Annotated in this window: 22 protein-coding genes; 5 read left to right on the top strand and 17 right to left on the bottom strand. The window is 54.7% G+C overall.

Annotated features, from left to right (window positions below; translation table 11 throughout):
- Positions 1–51: 51 nt before the first annotated feature.
- The gene (locus BCF53_RS03385) at positions 52–1,299 is read left to right on the top strand and encodes a malic enzyme-like NAD(P)-binding protein (protein ID WP_132699892.1); all 1,248 of its coding nucleotides are present in this window, start codon (positions 52–54) and stop codon (positions 1,297–1,299) included.
- A gap of 195 nt (positions 1,300–1,494) precedes the next feature.
- Positions 1,495–2,667 (top strand): SH3 domain-containing protein, encoded by a 1,173-nt coding sequence (locus BCF53_RS03380; RefSeq protein ID WP_132699890.1) that lies wholly within the window; start codon positions 1,495–1,497, stop codon positions 2,665–2,667.
- Here the strand turns inward: BCF53_RS03380 and BCF53_RS03375 are convergent.
- Positions 2,664–3,455: a replication protein P gene (locus BCF53_RS03375; protein WP_132699888.1), complete on the bottom strand. Its 792-nt coding sequence runs from the start codon at positions 3,453–3,455 to the stop codon at positions 2,664–2,666. The genes BCF53_RS03380 and BCF53_RS03375 overlap by 4 nt on opposite strands.
- Positions 3,352–4,131: a DnaT-like ssDNA-binding domain-containing protein gene (locus BCF53_RS03370; RefSeq protein WP_132699886.1), complete on the bottom strand. Its 780-nt coding sequence runs from the start codon at positions 4,129–4,131 to the stop codon at positions 3,352–3,354. The genes BCF53_RS03375 and BCF53_RS03370 overlap by 104 nt, the downstream gene beginning before the upstream one ends.
- A gap of 181 nt (positions 4,132–4,312) precedes the next feature.
- Between BCF53_RS03370 and BCF53_RS03365 the strand changes: the two genes are divergently transcribed.
- Together BCF53_RS03365 and BCF53_RS03360 are read left to right on the top strand one after the other, a co-directional pair.
- Positions 4,313–5,191, top strand: a complete 879-nt coding sequence (locus BCF53_RS03365) for an ABC transporter ATP-binding protein (protein WP_132699884.1) — start codon at positions 4,313–4,315, stop codon at positions 5,189–5,191.
- A gap of 4 nt (positions 5,192–5,195) precedes the next feature.
- Positions 5,196–6,203: an ABC transporter permease gene (locus BCF53_RS03360; protein WP_132699882.1), complete on the top strand. Its 1,008-nt coding sequence runs from the start codon at positions 5,196–5,198 to the stop codon at positions 6,201–6,203.
- 2 nt (positions 6,204–6,205) lie between these two features.
- Here BCF53_RS03360 and BCF53_RS03355 read toward each other — a convergent pair whose 3' ends face one another.
- From BCF53_RS03355 to BCF53_RS03285, 15 genes are all read right to left on the bottom strand, one after another.
- Positions 6,206–7,177, bottom strand: a complete 972-nt coding sequence (locus BCF53_RS03355; RefSeq protein WP_132699880.1) for a patatin-like phospholipase family protein — start codon at positions 7,175–7,177, stop codon at positions 6,206–6,208.
- A 67-nt stretch (positions 7,178–7,244) separates the two neighbouring features.
- Complete coding sequence (locus BCF53_RS03350) at positions 7,245–8,489, bottom strand: type II secretion system F family protein (RefSeq protein WP_132699878.1); 1,245 nt, start codon at positions 8,487–8,489, stop codon at positions 7,245–7,247.
- Positions 8,482–10,263 carry a GspE/PulE family protein gene (locus BCF53_RS03345; RefSeq protein WP_132699876.1) on the bottom strand — a complete coding sequence of 594 codons (1,782 nt, stop codon included), beginning with the start codon at positions 10,261–10,263 and terminating at the stop codon, positions 8,482–8,484. The genes BCF53_RS03350 and BCF53_RS03345 overlap by 8 nt, the downstream gene beginning before the upstream one ends.
- Complete coding sequence (locus tag BCF53_RS03340; RefSeq protein WP_132699874.1) at positions 10,260–11,108, bottom strand: hypothetical protein; 849 nt, start codon at positions 11,106–11,108, stop codon at positions 10,260–10,262. Before BCF53_RS03340 ends, BCF53_RS03345 begins: the two co-directional genes overlap by 4 nt.
- Positions 11,105–12,370 carry a tetratricopeptide repeat protein gene (locus BCF53_RS03335; protein ID WP_132699872.1) on the bottom strand — a complete coding sequence of 422 codons (1,266 nt, stop codon included), beginning with the start codon at positions 12,368–12,370 and terminating at the stop codon, positions 11,105–11,107. Before BCF53_RS03335 ends, BCF53_RS03340 begins: the two co-directional genes overlap by 4 nt.
- On the bottom strand, positions 12,367–13,269 hold the full coding sequence (locus BCF53_RS03330) for an ExeA family protein (protein ID WP_132699870.1): 903 nt from the start codon (positions 13,267–13,269) through the stop codon (positions 12,367–12,369). The genes BCF53_RS03335 and BCF53_RS03330 overlap by 4 nt, the downstream gene beginning before the upstream one ends.
- A 21-nt stretch (positions 13,270–13,290) precedes the next feature.
- Complete coding sequence (locus BCF53_RS03325) at positions 13,291–14,844, bottom strand: type II secretion system protein GspD (protein WP_132699868.1); 1,554 nt, start codon at positions 14,842–14,844, stop codon at positions 13,291–13,293.
- Positions 14,845–14,847: 3 nt separating this feature from the next.
- On the bottom strand, positions 14,848–15,219 hold the full coding sequence (locus BCF53_RS03320) for a hypothetical protein (RefSeq protein ID WP_132699866.1): 372 nt from the start codon (positions 15,217–15,219) through the stop codon (positions 14,848–14,850).
- Positions 15,212–15,859, bottom strand: a complete 648-nt coding sequence (locus tag BCF53_RS03315) for a hypothetical protein (protein WP_132699864.1) — start codon at positions 15,857–15,859, stop codon at positions 15,212–15,214. The genes BCF53_RS03320 and BCF53_RS03315 overlap by 8 nt, the downstream gene beginning before the upstream one ends.
- The gene (locus tag BCF53_RS03310; protein ID WP_132699862.1) at positions 15,859–16,470 is read right to left on the bottom strand and encodes a hypothetical protein; all 612 of its coding nucleotides are present in this window, start codon (positions 16,468–16,470) and stop codon (positions 15,859–15,861) included. Before BCF53_RS03310 ends, BCF53_RS03315 begins: the two co-directional genes overlap by 1 nt.
- Positions 16,467–17,438: a type IV pilus biogenesis protein PilM gene (locus tag BCF53_RS03305; protein WP_132699861.1), complete on the bottom strand. Its 972-nt coding sequence runs from the start codon at positions 17,436–17,438 to the stop codon at positions 16,467–16,469. The genes BCF53_RS03310 and BCF53_RS03305 overlap by 4 nt, the downstream gene beginning before the upstream one ends.
- Positions 17,439–17,632: 194 nt before the next feature.
- Complete coding sequence (locus BCF53_RS03300; protein WP_132699859.1) at positions 17,633–18,103, bottom strand: tRNA (cytidine(34)-2'-O)-methyltransferase; 471 nt, start codon at positions 18,101–18,103, stop codon at positions 17,633–17,635.
- Between the two features lie 277 nt (positions 18,104–18,380).
- Positions 18,381–19,607 (bottom strand): UbiH/UbiF/VisC/COQ6 family ubiquinone biosynthesis hydroxylase, encoded by a 1,227-nt coding sequence (locus tag BCF53_RS03295; protein ID WP_132699857.1) that lies wholly within the window; start codon positions 19,605–19,607, stop codon positions 18,381–18,383.
- On the bottom strand, positions 19,607–20,833 hold the full coding sequence (locus BCF53_RS03290; protein WP_132699855.1) for an FAD-dependent monooxygenase: 1,227 nt from the start codon (positions 20,831–20,833) through the stop codon (positions 19,607–19,609). Before BCF53_RS03290 ends, BCF53_RS03295 begins: the two co-directional genes overlap by 1 nt.
- Before the next feature lie 105 nt (positions 20,834–20,938).
- The gene (locus BCF53_RS03285) at positions 20,939–21,829 is read right to left on the bottom strand and encodes a LysR family transcriptional regulator (RefSeq protein ID WP_132699853.1); all 891 of its coding nucleotides are present in this window, start codon (positions 21,827–21,829) and stop codon (positions 20,939–20,941) included.
- A 120-nt stretch (positions 21,830–21,949) separates the two neighbouring features.
- Between BCF53_RS03285 and BCF53_RS03280 the strand changes: the two genes are divergently transcribed.
- Entirely contained in the window at positions 21,950–22,771 is an 822-nt protein-coding gene (locus tag BCF53_RS03280; RefSeq protein WP_132699851.1) for an SDR family NAD(P)-dependent oxidoreductase, read from the top strand.
- Positions 22,772–22,801: the final 30 nt, after the last annotated feature.

The following is a 22,801-nucleotide window of genomic DNA, read 5'->3' as shown; positions in this document are numbered from 1 at the left end:
AATCGCCCAGCTATGCTTTGCTTTCTACCGCCCAACCAAATGGAAGTTGCCATGTCTGATACGCTAAAAATCGATGCACTGAAGTATCATGCTGAACCTAAGCCGGGCAAGCTTAGTGTTGAGCTCACTACACCAGCCGAAACCTCCCGTCATTTATCGCTGGCATACAGCCCGGGTGTTGCAGAGCCGGTACGTGCGATTGCTGAAAACCCTGAGAATGCATACAAGTACACCATTAAAGGCAACCTGGTGGGCGTTATCTCTAACGGGTCAGCCATTCTCGGCCTGGGTAATCTCGGTTCATTGGCCAGTAAGCCGGTGATGGAAGGCAAGGCGCTGTTGTTTAAGCGCTTCGCCAATATCGATGCCATCGATATTGAAGTGAACTCTTCGGATGTGCAGGAAATTGTGCGCACAGTCGAGTTAATTGCCGATACCTTCGGTGGCATTAACCTGGAAGATATCAAGGCACCGGAGTGCTTTGAGATTGAAAAGCGCCTGATTGAAAAATGCAGTATTCCAATCTTTCACGATGACCAGCACGGCACCGCTATTGTAACCGTGGCCGGTATGCTTAACGCTCTGGAAATTCAGGGTAAAAAGATTGAAGAGGCCAAACTGGTGTGTCTGGGTGCCGGCGCTGCTGCGATCTCTTGCGCCCGCCTGTTGATTGCCGCGGGCATGAAGAAAGAGAACCTGGTGATGATCGACCGCACCGGGGTTATCTTTAATGGCCGTGAAAACGTCAACCAGTACAAAGCCGAGTTTGCCAATGATGTGACCACTGCGCGCACGCTGGAAGACGCCATTGTGGGTGCCGATGCGTTCCTCGGGCTTTCCGGGCCGAACCAGCTTTCAGCGGAAATGCTGAAAAAGATGGCTGATAAGCCTGTTGTATTCGCCTGCTCCAACCCGGATCCGGAAATCAGCCCGGAACTGGCTGCAGCAACGCGCGATGACGTGATTATGGCCACCGGCCGTTCCGATTATCCGAATCAGGTGAATAATGTATTGGGCTTCCCGTTTATTTTCCGAGGCGCGCTGGATGTTCGTGCGACAGCCATCAACGAAGAAATGAAACTGGCAGCCGCCTATGCCATTCGGGATTTGGCTAAGGAAGAGATCCTGCCGGAGGTTATTGAAGCCTATGGCGGCAATGCCTTTGAATACGGCAAAGAGTACATCATTCCAAAACCGCTCGACCCACGCCTGCTGAACCGCGTTGGTGGCGCTGTTGCCCGCGCTGCGGTGAAGACCGGTGTCGCCAAGGTGGCATTACCGGAATGCTATAAGATTTAATCCGGTTACCAAGCCTCCCAAGTGGAGGCTTTTTTACACGACTGAAGCGACATTTCGGGCGCTCATCTCTGCTGCTTGTTATATGCTAACGGCCTGATTCACAATGGTTATCTATTCTGCACTATGATGCTGTTCTCTCTGCAGAACAATGAACTGCCAGGCTGCAGGCCGAGCAGTGGCGATGACGGTTTTTAGATGAAGAGTCAAAAAATAACGATGATCGACTCCCCTGTTGAACAACAAAGTCAGGCTTTTTGGGAAACCTCAGCTGATGCAACTCAGGCCGCGGTGCATTTGGCATTGCATTGGTTGGCCTATGTTTACCCTGCCAGCGAACTGCAAATAGAAAAAACGCTCAAGACGGTATTGCCCTCCGCCGACAGTGACCTTGCCTCCCGTGCTTCGCACTTTTTTGATCAGGCCTCAATTGAGCAGCATGTTCAGGCGTTAGAGTGGGTTGCCGAAAGCCTGACTGAAGATCAGGTTCCGTTACTGGTTGAAACCGGCTGGCGACTGCTGCTGGCCGATCACCAGCTGCCTGCACATGTTCCGCTGGCGCTGCGCATTCTTGGCCGGGTGCTGAATATCGCTGAAGCTGATGTGCTCGAAATTGGCGGCCAGGTGTTTGAGGAATTAACCGAAGCCGATTCTGGGAAAATCCGGGTTCCGCTGTTACCGGTCGAGCCGCGTTATCTCGATCGTATTGAGTGGCGTCTGCATGGTACTGCAGAGGGGCGTATGGTGCCTGATCCGCCGGTTTCCCGCCGTCAGCGCCGTTACCAGCATCTGCTGCTGGGCTTTGCGCTGGGCACTGTCTTTGGTGCACTGCTGGCCATTGCACTCATTTTTGGGCCGCTGCAGCTTGGCCGGGTTAAGGTGCCGGTGCTGCTGCATGATTTTTCAGGGCCGGCAATCGTTGAACCGGTTGACGTCGATAGCGGTGTGCCTGTGGTGATCGAGATAGAACCGGTCACCAGTGACGCTGAGCAAATCACCGCTGAAGAAAGCCCGTTGACGGACGCTGCTGCAACTGAACCGCCCGAGTCTGGCAGCACCCAGACAACGCAAGATGAGGGCATTGTGATAACCCCAATCGTGGAGCTCGATTCTATAGCGCAACCGGCGCTGGGTGAAAGCGCGGCGCCAGTTATAACGACAAGCGGTGAGCGCCAGCTGATGGAGGTAACGGCATCGATACTGAATGTGCGTGAAAGCGCCTCGGTGGATGCGCCGGTGTTGATCAAGCTTGGTGAGGGGGCCAGGGTTTGGGCATATCCGGAAACAGAGGCCGACTCCTGGATACAGGTTCAGGTTGACGGCCAGATTGGTTTTGCCAGTGCCCGCTTTCTGGCCGAAGTCACGCCTTAATCAGGCAGATTAAACTCAATGCCCAGCTGTTCTAATTCCTGCTGGGCGCGTTCGCGGTAACGGCTACGCACATCCGATTGCTTTGGCTTTTCCATGTAGTAGGCGAGTGTCGGTGCTTTTGTTTCCGCAACGCCGGCCGCAATCAGCTGCGCAATCAGTTCATCGCTCAGGTAAGCATTCGGCTCCGGCAGGGCGATGGGTTGTTCTATCTCCAGCGTTTCGCCATCGATAATACGCTTAACCAGATTCAGGTAAGCCTTTTCAAATAACGGACGGGTGAGCTTTTCCGGTTCAGACTTCAGGCTGTAATAGCTGACTTCCAGTGCCGCCATCTTCACGCACAAATGACTCCATTGGCGACCCGTCGCCTGATAGGCATTGCGGCAGGCTTCCACATAGGCTGCATTGGTTGCGGGCAGACCGATGGATTCCGGCGAGGGTTGCAGCAGCTTTATAAATTCAGCAATGGTGGGTGGCCAGGCGTGTTCGGTTTTGCAGCGTTCCAGCGCGTATTCAATGAGTTCGGCTGGCGTGTCGGCAAGGCTCATGGCCCATTCGCGTTTGGCCTGATTCAGTGTGGTTTCATCGCGGTAGGCGCTTTCAAAGCGGTGGGTATAGATGTGGTGAAAGCGCGCAAAGATCATATTGATCAGGACTTTGGTGTCGTGATCAAGTGGCGGGCGCTTACCAGTCAGTATCGCGGATATTTCGGAGGGCATCCCGGACTTGGTTGCGCTGTTCTCGAGCAGGGTCTGCAGGCTTACCAGCTGTTGCTTTTTGTCGGTCATTGCGGCCTTTCGTATTCAGTGAATCGTGCCAGGAGCGCTGTACCCAGTTGAGAAACTTAACATCCCAGCTGAATTCTGCGCGATCAGTAGCGCCGTAATACTGCCGGAATTTCGCCAGTTCGGAAAGCGCAAACTGCAGTGGAATTGAGTGAAAGGAGATCATCTGCGGGAAGTCGCTGCTGGGCTCCCATTCGTTGTGCATTCTGGTCTTGCGCGCTGCCACGGCGTTTGATTTGCGCTCGTACGGTTTCAGGTAGGAGAGATCGTCTTCGTACTGATTCCGGCGCCGCGCTTCGTTCATGCGTGCAGTCTCGTTCATGTTGTAGACCGGCACGGGCTGGTGGACAACCGGCGCAGGTTTGGCCTGCGGCTTTGCTTGTGGCGCAGCAGCGGGTTCAGGCTCGTGCTCGGGTGCTGGCTCAGAGCCGGTGATGCTCTCCAGCTGAATATGCCACGGGCCATTGCCACGTACCTTGACCAGCCCTAAGGAATCGAGCCGCTTCAGCACCAGAGTGAACTGCTTCAGGCTCCAGAACGGCAGAAAGGCCTCGCGCTGATCGTTACTGAAAACAACCCGGTCACCACCCTGAAACGCCTGAGCATCCTGCAGCAGTTGCAGTAACAGCGCTTCTTCAAGACCAATGGTTTGCGCTAAGGTCGGTGATATCTGGAGCATTCTTTCCAAGGGGTGTGAGCCTGTGCTGTTTTGAAATCGGCCGATCATAATACCATAGTGATTTGCTTTTACGGCGTTAGATCTCAGTTAAAAAATAGTCTGAAATGAGTATCGTCACTGGCAAGTTTTGTAAGGCTTGGTTAGCCTTGCAGCCTTTCTTCTACCTATCCGGTTGAATTTGATGTCGAGAATTATTGAGGTTGCCAACCTTCGTAAGCAGTTTGGCCGCTTTACCGCAGTGGATGACCTGAGCTTTTCTGTTACTGAGGGTGTCTGTTTTGGTCTGCTCGGGCCTAACGGTGCCGGTAAGACAACCACCATTGAAATGCTTGAAGGCCTGGTAAAACCCAGCCGCGGTGAAATAAAACTGTTTGGTGAGCCGGCCAATAAAAAGAACCGTCAGCGCATTGGTATTCAGTTTCAGAATACCTCGCTGCAGGATTACCTGCGTGTGGGCGAAACACTGCGGCTGTTTGCTTCTTTTTATGCGGCTCCGGCGTCCATTGAGGACATCATTGAACTGTGCAATCTGGATGACATTCTCGGTAAAGATGTGAGGATGCTTTCCGGCGGTCAGCGCCAGCGCTTGTTGCTGGCACTGGCGTTGGTCAACGACCCCGATCTGATCTTTCTGGATGAACCCACCACCGGGCTCGACCCACAGGCGCGGCGCAATTTCTGGCACCTGATAGATGCCATCAAGCAGCGTGGCAAAACCATTGTACTGACCACTCACTATATGGAAGAGGCGCAGATGCTTTGTGACGATGTGGCCATCATGGATACCGGCAAGTTCATTGCGCGCGGCAAGCCGGAGGTGCTGCTGGCTGAACACTTCAAGGGCATGGTCATAGAGCTGCCCAAGCAAAACCTGAACGGCCGCAACCTGACTGAGCCTTACGCCGAAAACGGCGACAAGGTTGAAATCTATTGTGAACAGGTGGAGAGCTCGCTCTCAAGATTGATGCAGCAGCAGGTGCCGCTCACCGGTATGCAGGTGAAGCAGGCCAACCTTGAAGACCTGTTCTTAAAGCTCACCGGTCATGGATTGCGGGGGTAATGCAATGAAACGGATGTTAGCTGTGTTCTCTGCCCGCAACCGCGAGTTCACCCGCGATAAAAGCACGCTGCTGTGGAATATCGCCTTTCCCTTTATTCTGCTGGTGGGTTTCTATTACATCTTTGCTCAGTCGCAGCCGATGTTTAAGGTTGGTGTGCTGGCCGAGCAGGATGCCTACCTCTCCCGGCCGCTGTTTATGTCGCTCAATCACATTCAGTTCATCCCTTACGATGAGATCGAACCGGCGCTGGCGCGCATAGAGCGCCATCAGATCGACCTGCTTATCGATATCGACCGCTATCAGTACTGGGTGAATGAAGAAAGCCGTAATGGCTATATTGCCGAGCGCCTGCTGATTGCGCAGGACCCGGGCTTTAGCCGTAACCTGGTGCGTGGCAAGGCGATACGCTACGTCGATTGGGTGCTGCCGGGGATCATCGGCATGAACGTCATGTTCAGTTCGCTGTTTGGCGTTGGCTATGTCATCGTGCGTTACCGTAAAAATGGCGTGCTGAAACGGCTGAATGCCACGCCGTTGACGGCTTTTGAATTTATTGTCGCGCAGCTGTCATCGCGTATTCTGATGGTGCTGGCGGTCGCGCTGATTCTGTTCCTCGGTGCGCGGTTATTGCTCAATACCCTGATGCTGGGCAGTGTTCTGCTGTTGATGCTGACCATCTTTCTGGGTGCCTTTTCGCTGGTCAGCCTCGGCTTGCTGGTGGCTTCAAGGCTGCGCAGCGAAGAGTTTACCGGTGGCCTGCTGAATATGGCGACCTGGCCGATGATGGGCTTATCGGAAGTCTGGTTCAGTCTGGAAGGTGCGCCGCATGTGGTGCACAAGTTGTCGCAGTTTTTACCGCTGACGCATCTAGTGCAGGCATCGCGTGCCATTATGACCGACGGTGCCGATCTGGCTGCGGTCAGCTACCACCTGTGGATTATGGCGATTATGGGGGCGGTGTTCCTCGCTATTGGCTCACTGGCGTTCAGCTGGGATGCCGACGGCCGTTAGTACTAGCTTTCGTCGAGATCAACCTCGGCAGAGGATATCGTCTGCTGCTCCGCCTTACCGATGGCCTCATAGCGTATTAATGCTTCGAGGCAGAGGGCATAGCCCTGCTCAATAATTTCATCGGCCAGATGATAATCAAACAGGCCGCCGCAATCGTGCGGCACTTCGATGACAACCTCCGGCAGGTCAGCCGAAAGCTTCATGTGCGCAATGATGTTCTGCATGGTTTCCACGCTGCGGTTCAACAACTCCAGGGTACTGAACTGGCTGGTCGGCGTATGCTCAAATTCGTCTTCTTTATTCCAGCGCTCTATGAAACGGCGAATGGCGCGCTGAACCGAATTCTGTGAGGCCTGATTCAGCGAAACATGTGCTTTAGACGCGCGGAAGGGTTCTGCAAACTGTGAGCGCCGCGAGTTCAGGTTTACGGCGACGGTTAGATCGGTAATGTGCTGCATCGTGGCTGAAACCGGCACCGGGTTTAAAACGCCGCCATCGACCAACAGCATGCCGCGGTAGTGGTGCGGCTTGAAGATCGTGGGAATGGCAATAGAGCCGCGGATGGCCTCAAACAGGCTGCCATCGCGGAACCAAACCTCCTTCTGGCGATCCAGATCAACGGCAACCGCGGTGAAATCGATCGGCAGGCGCTCGATGGTGCTGTCCTTAATCAGCGCCCGCAGGGCTTCCATAACCTTGTCACCCTTGAATATGCCGCCGCCGGTAAAGCTCAGGTCGAGCAGACCGAGCACGTCTCTGCGATCCAGAGCGCATACCCAGCTTTGAAATTTATCCAATTGCCCGGCGGCATAAAAACCGCCGACCAGCGCGCCGATGCTGGCGCCGGCAATGTTGGTAATTTCATAACCCTGATCTTCCAAGCAGCGAATGACACCGATGTGCGCCATACCGCGCGCACCACCGCTGCCCAATACCAGTGAAACGGTTTTGGCGGAAGCGTTCTTTGCAGGCATGAAGGCTCCTGAACTTAAGGCTTTAGCCATAAGTTTAGGCGTTTTTTTTTAAAAGCGTGGTGGCGGGTTACGAAGTGTAGGCGGAGCCCAGTTCCCACATAGGCAGGAAGACGCCCAGTGCCAGTATCAGCACCATGATGCCCATGAAGATGAGCAGGAACGGCTCGATCAGTTCGGCCATGCGTTTAAGGTCGTATTCCACTTCCTGTTCGTAAAAGTCGGCGATATCGGTGAGCAGCCCGGAGACGTTACCGGATTCTTCACCCACCGCGATCATCTGCAGGATCAGCGAGTTAAACATGCCGCTCGCCGATGCGGTTGCCAGCAGGGATTCGCCGCGCTCAATGCCGTGAATCATGCCTTCCACACCCTGGCCGATGTGCTCGTTACCAACCGTGCGTGAGGTTACGGTCAGTGCCTGCATCAGTGGAATACCCGCCTCGAGCATCATGGCGAAGGGCCGGGCGAATCGCCCCAGCGCGACACGCTCAAAAACGGCCCCCAGAATGGGGATTTTTAGGATGAAGCGATCCCATTGCAAATGACCTTCAGGTGTTTTTTTCCAGCGCAGAAATGCATAGATGGCAATGCCAACCGCAATTAAAATTGGTAGCCAGAACTTCTGCATGAAGTTGGAGGTGCCAATCAGAATGATGGTGGGCAGCGGCAGGTCAGCCCCGAGTTTGGAAAACAGGCTGGAGAACTGCGGAATAACGAACAGGTTGATAATAAACAGGGCAATAAAGATAAATACGCAAACGATGATCGGGTAGCGGGTAGCCGCGACAATCTTTTTACGGGTGTCTTTTTCCAGCTCCAGGTGATCAATCAATTGCGCAAAGGCCGAGTCGAGGCGGCCGGTGGTTTCACCCATGCGGATCATGGCAATAAACAGCTCACCAAAGGTATCGATATGCACGCGAAAGGCATTCGATAGCGTGGTGCCCTGGGTCAGGCTGCGGGAGATGTCGCGCAGAATCTCACCCAGTAGCGGAGAGCGGGACGCATCGGCCAAGCCATTAATGGCGCGGATCAACGGGATGCCGGCTCGGGTTAGGGCGTACATCTGGCGGCTGAACATAATCAGCTCATCCAGAGAGACCTTTTTCTTCTTAAACAGACTTTTGAGATCGATGTCGGTGCCGGAGGTTTTCAAACCGCGGCTATGCTTACCTTCGGCGCTATCGACAAAGGTGGCAACAATGTTCTGGCGCTTCAACTGCTGAATAACATTGGATTTGGAGTTGCCCTGCAGCGTGCCCTCAACCGGCTGGCCGGATTCATTTCTGCCGCGATAGAAGAATTCAGCCATGGTCCGGCTCCAGCTTATCTACACCAAGATAGGGCCGGTCACCTTCAAAATCATCCAGATCAATGGAGATGCGGAACACCTCTTCCAGATCGGTAATACCCTGCTCGGCGTATTCCAGTGCCAGCTCTTCCATGGTTTTGAAGTTTTCCTTGGCGCGGGCGGCGTCAATGAAGCCGTTGTGATCCTGATCGCGCAATGGAATAAGGGTCTCTTCATCCAGCTCCAGCCATTCGAAAACACCAATCCGGCCTTTGTAGCCGGTGTTGTTGCAGTGGTAGCAGCCATCCCCCTTGGTGAACTTACTGGTAACAAACCTGCCATCGGCCATGTTCTGTAGCCACATCTTTTCGCGGGCATCCGGCTCGTGCGGGCGCTGGCATTCCGGGCAGACTTTACGCAACAGCCGTTGCGCCAGAATACCGCGCAGTGCCGAAGCGACCATGTAAGGCTCAACACCCATATCGGCCAGGCGAATGGCGCTGGAAACCGCATCGTTGGTGTGCAGCGTACTCATGACCAGGTGACCGGTCATGGCCGCACGCACTCCGATGGAGACCGTTTCTTCATCACGCATCTCGCCGATGAACACGATATCCGGGTCCTGTCGCAAAGCGCTGCGCAGAATCTTGGCAAAGCTGAGGTCGATCTTCGGGTTCACCTGCACCTGATTAATACGGCTGATGCGGTATTCGATCGGGTCTTCTGCGGTGATAATCTTACGTTTCGGTGTGTTCAGAATAGACAGGGCCGAGTACAGCGTGGTGGTTTTACCGCTACCCGTTGGGCCGGTCACCAGGATTAGTCCGTGTGGCCGGCCAATCATGACCTCAAAGCGCTGGCGGATCTCTTCCGGCATACCCAGCTGCTGCAGCGTCTGTACCCCGGAGGATTGGTCAAGCAAACGCATCACCACCGACTCACCAAACTGAACCGGCATGGTGGAAATACGGATATCGACCGATTTGTTCTTGATGCGCACGTTGAAGCGGCCGTCCTGTGGCAGCCGGCGCTCAGAAATATCCAGGTTCGACATAATCTTCAGGCGCATCACCAGTGCCGAGGCGACGCGTTTTTCTTTAATGACCTGCTCCTGCAATACACCGTCTATACGCATACGGATACGGAACACCGCCTCATCCGGCTCGATGTGAATATCTGAGGCGTTCATGGTGACGGCATCTTCCAGAACCGATTGCAGCAGGCGAACCACCGGCGCATCCTGCAGGTCATCACCGCCATCGAGATTTGCCAGGTCAAAATCGCTGTCGGACAGGGCTTCATCGAGCTGGCCGGCGAGCGATTCGATCACGCTGGTGTTGCGGTAAACCACATCGAGAGTGGCGAGGATTTCCGTTTCGCGCACAATCGCCGGCGAAACCGGGCACGCCAAGGCTTTTTCAACCTCATCGATCGCCAGCAGGTCGAGTGGGTCGGCCATGGCCAGCAGCACACCACCTTCGTGTTCAGAGAGGATCAGGCAGCGGAAGCGGCGTGCCAGAGATTCATCCAGTCGTAGCATCAGCTCGTTCTTGAGCTGGAACTGACGCAATTCCACAAACGGAAAATCAAGGTGTTGAGACAGTGTCTGCAGCATCTGCTGCTCTTTCAGAACACCCATATCCACCAGTGCACGGCCCAGCTTTTTGCCGGTAACCTTTTGCTCCTGAAGGGCCAGGTGAAGCTGGCCTTCGGTGATGGCTCCGGCTTCAACCAGTAGGTCACCTAGCCGGACTTTCTTTTTGGTCGATGCCATGTTGGGCGTCTGTGCTGTCATGCGGTTAACTCTTTCAGTTGTTGCCTGGCGAACGGATAGTAATCTTCAAACTTACCAAGCTGTAAAAAGGTACGGTAGCTTTCTATGGCCTCGGCGTTACAGCCGGTTTTCTGCTGCGAGTAACCGAGCAGTAAATACCACAGCGGGCTGACGTGTTTGCTGATCAGCAAATGCTGGTAGTTGGACATGGCCATCAGGTGCTTGTTGCTGGCCTGTTCGGCAATGGCCAGCATGCGCAGGCAAATAACGTTGCCTTCATGGTGCTCAAGCAGGCGGTAGGCCCAGGTTTCCACCTCTTTGTATTTGCCGGTGGAAAGGTACAGCCAGCACAGCGAAATGCCGGAGGCGATTGACGATGGAAAGGAGTCGGCGGTTTCCAGCAGGATCAGCTCACATTCCTTCAGTTCATTCAGGTTTGCCATGTCATCGGCCAGCATCACCGCCTGTTTTTCGTCCGAATGGATAAACGGCAGGATGCTCAGGTCAGACCGGGGAATTTTAATGTTCAGCTCACCGTCACCCAATACCACGCTGGTGCTCAGCTGGTCGTCTTCACCGATCTGAAACTTATGTTCGTGCGTTTGCGGTACAAAACTGATGTTGTTCTTTCTGTGTTCTGCCAGCCGGTTGAGCAGCAGCTTAGAGCGCGGTACCAAGAGTTGGCTGAAACAGATCTGCATCACGCTGCTGTAGGTCATCAGGCCGCTGTCGACCAGCTCTTCGCGGAAGTCATTCAGGCTGGCGTCTTTCGGCAATTCGTTGTACATAAACTGCAGCAGGGTTTTATCCAAATTGTCTTCGGTTTGTGCAATAAGCACCTTATACAAGGCTTCTGCTGAAATCATTTAACACCCCCGAGTGCCTGCAGTCGGCTTTGCGCGAACTGTGCCAACCCGGCATCTACTGCAGCAAAACGTTCCAGGTAATTCTGGTACAGAGTTTTGGCGATTACCAATTCACGGCTGTTTTCGGAGTTCACGGCCCAGAATAAAAGCCAGCGGTTGTTTTCCGGTTGGCTGCGGTAAAGCTTTTCGAAGGTGCTGGCCGCCAGTTTCGGTCGACTGGTTTTTTCGTAAATAATGCCCAGCAGGGCACTGGCCTCCGTATTGTCTTTGAGCCCACTGACCATCGGCTCTGCTGCCTGATGCAGGCCTTTGCTGATATAGATGCGCGCCAGCCAGATTCTCGGTGTCGGATCCCCCGGAATGGCGCCAATCCATTGCTTCAGCTGCGCCTCGGCCTGAGCCATGTTGCCGTTGGCAATGTGGCTTTGAATCTCGCTCTGCCATTTAGCCTGGCTCTTCTGAATCACCGAGGTTGGAGCGTCTTCAGCCGGTTGCGCTGTGGCGACCGGTTCTGGATTAACTGGGTCTGCGCCGGCCTCTGGCTTGGCCGGAATTGCGCTAACCGGCTGTTGAGTCGCTGCGGCCGGTTGGATGCTGGCTGCAGGCTGAGTCGTGGCCTGGATGGTCGGTTCTGGCTGGGCAACTGGCATTGGTTTAGGTTCAGCGACCGGCTCGGCTCTTACTGGCGGGGCTGTTGCCGTTGTGGTGGTTGTGTTCGCCGTTGCGGTTGCAGTGATTCCTTCGGCTGCCTCAGGCTGAGCCGGCGTTTGATTCGGCTGGGCGATTTCGGTTGCTTGCTCTGGTTCTGGTTCTGGTTCTGGTTTCGGTTCTGCCACGGGATCGGCAACCAAAGGTTCGGTGATCTGCACGGTCTGAAGCTGCTCTGTGGCAGGTGCTTCTTCAGCTGCGACCGTGTGGCCAGTTTCGGGTTCTGCAGCTGTCATTCCGGCAGTACTGGCGGGCTGGGTTGCAGGTTCGGTGGTTACAGCGATGGGTTCGGCGCGGGCCTGAACGGTTGCCGCGGAATCAACCTCAGTCTGAGGCGGTACGGTTCGGCTCAGCGGTAAGTCTTGCGGGCTGGGTTTAGCGGGCCAGAAAATAACCAGTGCGGCGGCAATGAACAGCATCAGTGCCAGTCCATAATAACCGGCGACCCGTTTTGACCGGGCAGAACCGGTTGTGGATAAGGGGTTGAAATTACGCCGTTGCCGCGGGTTGGCGGCGCTATTGGTTTCCTGCAGGGCCTGGTGAATCTTACTCACAGCAGCCTCCAGGCCACTGCGCCAGCCAGAATCAGGCCGGACAATACCAGCAACCAGGGCACAGACCGCCCGCCCGGTAAGGGTTCATTGCTATCTTTATAGGCCAGCTGAATATGACCGGGGGTGACCACATAGGATTGCTCTGCAAAGGCGGCGAGCAGCGCTTTATGCGCCAGCACATTGATCATGCGGGGCACGCCGTTGGTATAGCGGTGCAGCTGTTTGATTGCCTTGGTGCTGAATATCGGCTGACCGTTGTAGCCACTGCGGCTGAGGCGGTAGTCGAGATACTGCCGGGCTTCGTCTTCGTTCAGTGGCTTCAGATAATGCGCAAAGGTAATGCGTTGGCGAACCTGGCGGAAGCGGTCCTGATTGAGCAGGGTATCGAGTTCGGTTTGGCCAAACAGGATAATCTGGACCAGTTTGCGCTGTTCGGTTTCCAGGTTGGTTATCAGCCGCAGTGCTTCCAGGGTTTCCTCAGGCAGCGACTGGGCTTCATCCACCACGATAACCACGCTTTTGTCGGATTCGGCGAGTGCCAGAATGCGATCGGTAATATGACTGAGCAGGGCGTCGTCATCCTGTACCTGATCCAAATCGAGCCCCAGCTCCTGACCCACGGCCCGGTACAGCCCAACCGGTGAAAGCATTGGGTTGGGAACATACACAGAGCAGTAATCGTTTTCGGTATTCTCGGCGAGATAGCGCAGCAGTTTGCGGCAGAGAATGGTTTTACCGGTGCCGACATCGCCGACAACCTTTAAAAAGCCCTCACCGCTTTCCAGTACGTGGACCATCAGCTCAAAGCAGCGCTGATGGCCCGGCAGGTTTACAAAGAGCCCGGTATCGGGTGACAGAGAAAAGGGCAGCTGGTTAAAACCAAAAAAATCGGTGTACATATGGCTTTTCGCTGCTCCTGATTATTCAAACCGTTTCAGAATATTATCGATGTCGGTTGTTGAGGTGTTCTCATCAAATACCGTGGGTTTCAGCAGAATAACCAGTTCGCTTTTTTCCTGAGCCTGACGATCCTGAGCGAAGAAAAAGCGCAGCCCCGGAACGTTCTGCAACCACGGAATACCGGCCGAGCTGATGTCTTTGGATTGCTGCAACAGGCCGCCAATCACGACAATCTGGCCGCTTTTCGCCCGGATAATACTGTCTGACTCGCGGGTGTTGGAATAGGCCACCGGCAGCGAATAGTCTTCGCCATCGAATTCCAGTGTTTTAGTTTGCGAGGTTACCTCGGTTACGGACGGACGTACATGTAGGGTCACGTAATCGTCGTCGGCAATTTGCGGGGTCACATCCAGCGCAATACCGGAGAAAAACTGTTCCATCTCAATCGTCGGCGTAATGGTGGTGTCGTCATCGTCGTCATCGGAATCCGTTTCGATCGAGGTTACGGTGGCAAAGTATTCATCCGCGCCAACCTTGATGACTGCCTTCTGGTTGTTCACCGTGGAAACGCGCGGGCTGGAAAGCACCTGGGCATCGCCCTGATAGTCGAGCAGCTCGAGTACCGAGGTAAAGTCGTCTACCGACAGGCTCAGGTTGAATACGCCGCCAACTCCATCGATACCATCCAGACTGTCGCCGGAAAGGCCGCCGCTCAGGTTATCGTTCAGGAACGACCAGTTAATGCCAGAGTTGTATTCCTGATCGAGCACAACTTCGACGATCTTGGCTTCGATAATCACCTGCTTCTGCAGAATCAGCTGAGCATCGAGCAGGAATTGTGCGATCTCGGCGTGTTCCTGTGTGGTCGCGCTGACGACCAGCAGGCCGGTTTGCGGGTTGACCACAATGGCTTTGCGATCACCCTGGTCATAGTCGATAAAGCCGTTGATTGAGTTTTCAATACCACTCCAGAAACCGGTGCCAGAGCCGCTGTCGCTCGATGAGGCGGAAAAAGAGGTGGTCAGCGTAGTGCTGGAGTTGCTTTCATCACTGCCGATTGCTGTACTGGATACGCCCTCGCGCTGCACGTTCAGATAGTTCAGCCGGTAAATCTGTGTGGAAACCTGGCTGGGTGATACGCGGTAGCCGTAACTGGTTTTTTTGAAGTCAAAGCCGTAGCTGTCCTGCAGGGCTGAGATAATCTGCTTGAAGGTCACATGCCGCAGTGACAGCGTGATGCTTTCGGTGACGGCCGGGTCGACCAGCAGGTTCATGCCCTGGCTTGCGCCCAGCTCCGCGAAGAATTGCTTGGCCGGCCGGTTGGTCGCTTCAATATCCAGATACTGGCTGGTTTCCGGTATGTCGGTGAGTGACAGCAGCTCTTCGGTTAACGATACCGGTACTTCAACCGGCGCAGGCTGCGTCTCGGCAACATCCATTTCAGTTCGGGTCTGTTCAACTTCGGTTTTAAAATCGAGAGGTTCGATCGAGACATTGGCCGGCTCAATCGTTGTGCAGCTGAATAGACTGACGGTGCTGCAGGTAATTACTGTCCAGAGAAGGTTTCTATTCACTGTTTATTCCTCATTTGCCGGCTGAATGACCAGTTCACCGGCGGTGGATAATGCGAGCGTTTTTTCTTTGCCGGCACGCAGCAGAACAACGTAGGTGGGCTCAATAGTTTTCACGGTATAGCCTGCAATGGTTTCGCCGATCTTCTTTTCTTCACCGTTACTGAAGATGGCTGTGCGAATGTTGCCGATAATCAGAATGCTGGTTAACTCCGGAGCTTTTGGTACCGGGGCAGCTTTAACAACCGGTTTCACGGTAATCTGATAGTTATCGGGCTGCATAGGGTTAGCGAATGCAGTGGCGCTGCACAGCCCTAAGATCAGTGCGGTGAGCACTGAAGCCAATGTTAATGCGGGGTGACGCAATCTGTTAAACATGCATCCAATCCTCATCGCTGCTGAGCGCATGCACCTGCAGTTGAATTTTCAGTGCAGGGAAGCTCTCGGTCTCAATCAACAGACTGTCCCAGAACAGGCTGGAATCGAGTGACTCAATGGCCAAAAGGTAATCGGTCAGCGCCTCGAAAGACCCTTCCAGTTCAATGGCCAGGCCATGCTGATAGAACAGCCGCTCACCGGTGGTTTCGGAGTCAATGGTCTTGATAGGCAGAACATTAAAGCTGATCAGCGTCAGCCCGCTTTGATCCTGCAGCAGCTCTCTGAGCAGGCCGGACATGCGATCGGGTGACATCAGGGTTTCATCGATTAACGCAATACGTTTTTCAATGGTTGCGATGCGTTCCGCCAGCTCATCATTGCTGCGCTGCAGCGCCAGAATGTTCGGGTTATCGATTGAAGACTCCAGGCCGGCAAGGGTCTCGCGGTAACGCTGATCTTCAGTTTTTTTCAACTCAATGCGCGCCTCAACCTGGTCCAGCTTGTCATAGCCAAACAGCATGGCCACGCCTTGGGCGGCGAGCACCATCACGGTGAAGAAGGTGACAATCAGCATCACCCGTTCACGGATCGAGAGCTTTTCTATCTGTTGGCGCAGGGCATAAGAGTGCTTGTAAAACATCAGTTCTGCCTCTGTTGGTTGGTCGCGTCGTTGCTCATGACAAATCGCCACAGTGAGCTTTTATCGGTTTCTTTGTTCACAGAAAGCTTTTCTACGGTCAGCCCTTTAAAGGTGGATTGACTCAGCTGATTCAGGTATTCAGGAATCAGCTCCGGTCTACGGGCGAAGCCTTCGAGTGTGTAGGCGCGGTGGCCGTCTCGTAGTAGGATGCTGTTCAGCCACAGGCCGTTAATGTCGTAATTTGACAGCTGTGCCAGCGGGCCGGTGAAGCCTTCAATAGCGTTTTCAACCTGATTAACCAGGCCGCTGTAAGCCTCGCGTGATCGTTGCAGTTGACCCGCGTACTGTCGATTGATTTCCTGCAGCCGGGCTTCGTTACCTAAATCGGGATTGCTGCTTTGAAACAGGGTCAGCGCCTGCAGGCTGGCCTCGGCGCGCTGTTGCCATTCGGCTTCTTCCTGCAGTTTCTGTTCGTACTTGTTCCAGCTGTAACCGAACCACAGGGCCGCGGCCAGCAACGAAACCACGAACGCCAGCACAAACACGGGCAGCTGAACCCGACCATAGCCGGGCAGCTGCTGATTACGCCATAGATTCACCTGACGGGTCATGACAATGCCTCCCGAAATGCGCAGCCAATCAGTTCAAAGTAGGTTCCATCGCCGTTGGTCGGCTGGTCGCTGATCAGGTGCATAAAATCGGCCGGATTCAAAATTTTAAAGCGAACCCCCAGTTTGCCGGCGAGGGTTTTAACCAGCGGGGTGTAGTTTTCACCGCAGAGAATATTCAGCTCTGCCACCGCGCCGAGCCCCAGTTGGGATTCGTAATAGTCGAACGACCGGCGAATATCGAGCGCCAGAGACTCCATTTGAATGGTGGAGCCGGAGGTGGATGCGGAATCGACCGTGACTTCGAGTTCATCGTCCTGAACCGTTTGCCCGGCACCGACCATATCTTTCAGGCCGGTTTCAAATGTACGCGAGAGCACCATTTCGTTTTGGAAGTTCAGCACCAGCCGGCATTTGGCGGGCTGAATGTGAAAGATGCCGGATTCGGTGAAGTTCTGGGCGCGAAGACCAAAATTACGCAGTTGCGTGACCGAAATATCGACCGTACTGACTTTAATGCCCTGCTGAATCAGTTGGATGATCCACTGCTGCACCGCTGGCTTTTGCATGGCGATAATAAAGGCCATTTTCATTCGGCCACGGTAGGCCTCTTTGGGTAAGCGGATGACGTCCAGAATGGCATCGTCCAAATCGTAACTGAGCAGGTCGGCGGCTTTCAGTTCGATGGCGGATTCAAGTTCATCATCCGGTACATCAGGAACATCGGAAAGCAGTAGCTGATAAAGATCTTCGGCGATCAACAGGTTCAGATGCGAGCTGTTCACCTTCTGCTTAACCCAGGCGGCATGCTTTTTGGCATTGGTCAGCGGTGAGTCTGCGCTCAGGGTATCCAGGACTTTCAGGTAGGGAAGACCATCCGTATGCGTGCCCGTCTCGAAGAGAGTGAGCAGGTCTGTGCTGATTTTCAGCCAGCTCTGTTTTTTGGGTTTATAACTTACTTGCTTATTCATGACCGGTCTGGTTTTCAGCGCTTCAAACACAATTAGGTTAAGTCTAGCAGCAACCCGCGCAAATGCCTGAAAGATAAGTGATTTAGCTGGCTAGCTCTGTTCAGGCAGTTTACTGACTTTATATGCAATATGTAAGTTATTGATTTTTGCCGATAAATTAGACCGACTTCAAATACAAAATCGATGTGTTTGGGTTATAGGTTGCCGGCACCCTGGTAGTCGAGCTGACGCCAGGCCTCGTAGCTGATAATGGCAACTGCGTTGGAAAGGTTCAGGCTGCGGTTGGATTCGCGCATGGGGATTTTTATCCGGTTGTCCGGCTCGATGCTGGCCATCACATCCGGGTGCAGCCCGTGGGTTTCGGCACCAAACAGCAGCACATCGGTGTCGGTAAAGTCGACCGAGGAGTGGCTGCGGGTACCTTTGGTGGTGCAGGCCAGAATGCGTCGTTCGGCCATGGCTTCTTTAAACGTCCAGTAGTCTTTGTAGGTGGTGACATTGGCCAGGTCGTGATAATCCAGCCCGGCTCGGCGTACGCTTTTGGCGTCCAGTTTGAAGCCCAGCGGCTCAATCAGGTGAAGCTTGCAGCCATTGTTGGCGACCAAGCGAATGATGTTGCCGGTGTTCGGCGCGATTTGGGGTTCAAAGAGTGCGATATCAAACATGGGTGCTTCTACAGGTTAATGGAATGGCGCATACACTACCATTAACACGGGGCATCGCCCATTCAACCGATTGCAACGCGATGCTAGTTTCTAGCATCTAGCATCTAGCATCTCTCATCCAATGTCCCTGCTACGCGCCACCACCCGGCACTTCCTGCTCCGGTGTTCGGGAACTCGGCCTGCGGCCTCAGACACCCCTCGGCACCTGCACGGAAAGTTCCGGCCGGTAGCTCTGATACGTCTTACATCTCACGTCTTACGTCCAACGCCCAACCCCTCACCTCTCCCGCTTAACGCAAAGCGCCGGCAGCGGCGTCCCAGCCAGCCCCATTGCCCCAAGGATCAACTGACGCTTAACCAGTTTGAATCGGTTGACCTGCGATAGGCCAAGGTTGCGCAAAATCACCGCCGGTGGCAGATCACTGTTAAAGAGGCGCTTCAAACCATCCATCAGCCCGGCAACTGCCAGGTTGTGCGCCTGTCGCTGGCGTTGGAAACGGCGCAGCACCTGTTCGCTGGCGATATCGGTTTGACGGTTGATAGCCCACTGCCACTCGCTGGCCAGGGCTGCGACATCCAAAAAGCCAAGGTTTACGCCCAGCCCGGCAAGCGGGTGAATACCATGGGCGGTATCACCAAGAATCACCAGCCGGCCATCGCTGTAGCTTTTGGCCTGGTGTGCCATCAGTGGGAAAGCGGTGCGGGGGCTGATGTTGTCGAGTTTGCCAAGGCGCCGCTCAAAGGCGCGTTCCAGTGCCTGGCGGAATTCGTCATCGCTGAGCTTCAGCAACTGTTCGGCATCGGTGTGGTTGGCGGACCAGACGATCGCCGAGCTGTTTGGCTCTGCCAGCGGGAGGAATGCCAGCGGCCCTGTTTCCAGGAATACCTGTTGCGCACAGGCTTTGTGTGGCAGGGTATTGTGAACGGTGCAAACGATGGCGGTGTGACCGTACTCCCAGTTCCAGCTTTGAATCTGCGATTGCTGGCGCAGAATGGAGTCTTTGCCTTCACAGGCGATGATCAGTTTGGCGCTGAGGCTCTGGCCGGATTCGGTTACGACGCTGACGCCGCTGGCCGTTTGCTCCCAACTGGCGATGCATTCCGGGCAGAGCAGGTCGATATTGCTGTGATGACTGGCCTCGGCCATTAATGCTGCAACAATCTCGCAGTTCTCAATGATGTGGCCCAGCCAGGGCTCGGCGACATCCTGAGCGTCAAAGCTGAGTTCGCCGCTGCCCAGGCCATCCCAAACGCGCATGCGTTGATAGGCGGCGATGCGCTGTTGCGGCAGGTGCTGCCAGGCGCCCAGGTTTTTCAGCAGGTTTTCGCTGGTTTTGTTGAGCGCGCTGACCCGGCTGTTGAATTGGCCGGGTGTGGCTTCGCTCGCCCGCACGGCGTTTCTTTCAATGACGGCTGCTTTCAGGCCGAGTTGCGCTGCGGCCAGCGCCAGCGCCAGCCCGACCATACCACCGCCGGAGATAATAATGTCGTGAGATTGTTCCATCAGGCGGTTTCCTTATCGTGGTAGCAGATGTCTTCAAGCGGTACCGATTCCAGCAAGCCCATGCTGCCCAGAGCAAAGGCCTTGCTGAACGACGGGTGGCGGTCGAGACTGCCTAAGCCCAGGTTTCGGCCCAGCTGCAACAGCGGTGATTGCGAGCCGAACAGGCGGATCAGCTCCCCGGAAAAGCCCACTGTCTTTTGCTGATCTTGCTCAATTTCCGCACACACCTGCTGAAAATCATGAAAGCCGGGAAGTTCAGCCTGCTCGGTATAGTGTCGGTTGATCAGCGCTGCCAACCGGGCAATGCCGCGAATGGCCAGATTAAAACCCTGGCCGGCCACCGGGTGCAGGGTGGCGGCGCTGTTGCCTGTGGCGACCAAGCCGTGAATACAGCTGGTGCTCAATGTCTTCTGAATCAGCGGGTACTCATACCAGTCGCTGATCTGGCTAATGCCGCCCAGGCGGTTGCAGAGGTGCGTGTTCAGCCATTCAATGGCGGCTTTTGGGGTGATCTCCAGCAGTTCGGTATTGTCTTCAGGCACGGTCCACACCAGTGCGCTGAAACGGCCAAAGGGCAATAACGCAATGGGCCCGGTGGGCGTAAAGCGTTCAAAGGCTTTGCCGTGGTGAGGTTCTCGGGTGGTGACCGTGGCAATACGAGCGCGGGCGTTAAAGTGCTTTTCGCGCAGGCCCAAGCCGAGCTGGGTGGTCAGATCCGAACGGCCGCCATCGCACAGTATGATCTGCCTGGCGGTGATCACCCGGCCATCGCTAAGGCTAATCTGCTGGCCGTTCTGTAACGGCTTCAACTGTTGCGCCTCGCTGTTGAAGCGCCAGTCGACCGGTAGGTCTTTTACCTGTTGCCACAGCAGCGTACCCAACGCTTTGTTGGCGATGACCGCACCATAGCGGGTAAACCCCATATCGCTGGCGAGCATCTGGTGACTGCCAGCATGACCACGGTCACTGACTTCAATTTCAGTAATGTTACTGATGGTACGTTCAATGCCGGGGAGTGCCAGGGCGTTGAATATCCGCAGCGTCTGCTCTGAAAGTGCGGTCGCCCGGTCATCGAAACTTGGTGAACTCAGCTGGCTGTTAACGGGCCTGTCTGCGGGGTCGATCAGGGTAACCGTTAAGCCGCTGAAGATGGATTTGCGTAGCGCACTGAGCAGCGTTAAACCGCTCATGCCGCCGCCAATAATGGCCAGATCGAATTGTTCCATAGGTCTTTTTTAGTGGTTTTTTTATTTATATTTCAGGGTAACGGTAATTGCACGCCGTTGCCAACGCATTGTCTCAAACTGCATTCCTGTTGAGCGAACGCAGCGTTACTGCCAGTACGGCGCTTCACCAAACAACTCGGCAAAGTGGTCGATAAATACCCGCACCTTGGGCGCCAGCAAACGCGAAGAAGGGTACAACGCCCAAATGGCCGCATCGGTATCCAGCGGGTAGTCGGGTAAAACCTGCACCAGTTTGCCTTCGGCCAGTAACTGGTAGGCACTCCATTTGGAATTGACCGATATACCCAGCCCGGCCGCGCAGGCATCGCGCATGGCTTCGCCGTTATCGGTGCGCAGGCGTGACTTGGTTTTAATGGTTTGGGTGCCCTTATCGGAGCGGAAGTTTAAGTTCTCCAGCCCCATGATGTGAATGCACTGGTGATGTTTCAGGTCTTCCGGGGTTTCCGGTATGCCGTGTTCAGCAAGGTATTGCGGCGAGGCACAGAGAATGCGCTCATCGGTGGCCAGTTTTCTGGCGATCATGCTGGAGTCTTTCAGGGCTGCGTTGCGAATGGCGACGTCGAAGCCGCCTTCCACCATATCGATGATGGCATCGGAAAGGCGCAAATCGACATTCAGCGCGGGGTACTTATCCATAAAGCTGCGCAATGCCGGCACCAGATGCATGCGCCCGAAAGAGGCCGGCGCGGTGACCCTGAGTGTGCCCCCGGGAGAGGATTCCCCGGCGCCAACGGCGGCCCGGGCGGCTTCGATACTGCCAAGCACTTCTTCGGCATGAGGCAAGAACGCCTTACCTTCTTCGGTAAGAGAAACCTTACGGGTGGTGCGGTGCAGCAGGCGAACGCCGAGGTTTTGCTCCAGCTTATTGAGGTAGGCGCTGGCCACCGCCGGTGAAAGCCCCAGCTCCAGGCCCGCCTGACTGATATTGAAGGTGCTGGCCAGGCGTACAAATAATTTCAGGTGCTCTATATTCATTGTCAATGAAACCGGAATAATGATTCGTCTTAAGTCTATATTATCAACAATGAGTTGCAGGCATACCCTTGGATGTTTCTTATTTATAAACAAAGCAACAAAACGGGGAAGTGAACAGACATGAACGCGAAAACGATTTTAATCACCGGGGCAACCGACGGTATTGGCCGGCTGACCGCAGAAACGCTGTTGAAGCAGGGGCACAAGGTGCTGTTGCATGGCCGCAGCGAAGAAAAACTGAACGCGGTTATTGAGGCGCTGGCGAGCTATAAAGGGCAAACAGATGCCTTTCTGGCTGATTTTTCCAGCCTGCAGTCGGTGGCCGATATGGCGGATGAGGTGATCCGCAAGTACTCATCGCTGGATGTGCTGATCAATAACGCCGGCATCTTTAAAACCGCAGTGACCCGAACCGACGATGGTTTGGATACCCGGTTGGCCGTGAATACGGTGGCTCCGTTTCTGCTCACCCATAAGTTGCTGCCAATACTGAAGCCGGGTTCGCGCGTGGTGAATTTGTCTTCTGCGGCGCAGGGCTCTGTAGATATTCAGGGTCTGGCTGGTCACAAGACCTACTCGGATGACATGGCGGCATACGCGCAAAGCAAGCTGGCCATCACCATGTGGACGAAAACCCTTGCCCGGCAGTTGGGTGAGCGCGGGCCAATGATTGTCGCTGTGAATCCGGCATCTTTGCTGGGCAGTAAGATGGTGAAGCAAGGCTTTGGTGTGGCCGGTGGTGATCTGTCTATCGGGGCTGATATTTTGTGCCGGGCGGCCCTCAGTGATGAATTTGCACAGGCCTCCGGAAAGTATTTCGATAACGATAGCGGCCGCTTTGCCAACCCGCACCCTGATGCGCTAAACCCTGAACTTGCTGAGCAGGTAACCGCAACCGTTCGCCAGGTTCTGAAGGACAAAGTGGGTTATCAGGCTGATTAAACCGGGGCAGATGCCCCTTTTTTTACCTGA

The sequence above is a fragment of the Reinekea marinisedimentorum genome (genome assembly GCF_004341165.1).
Taxonomy (GTDB): Bacteria; Pseudomonadota; Gammaproteobacteria; order Pseudomonadales; family Natronospirillaceae; genus Reinekea; species Reinekea marinisedimentorum.
This window is presented reverse-complemented; position numbering and strand designations above follow the sequence as displayed.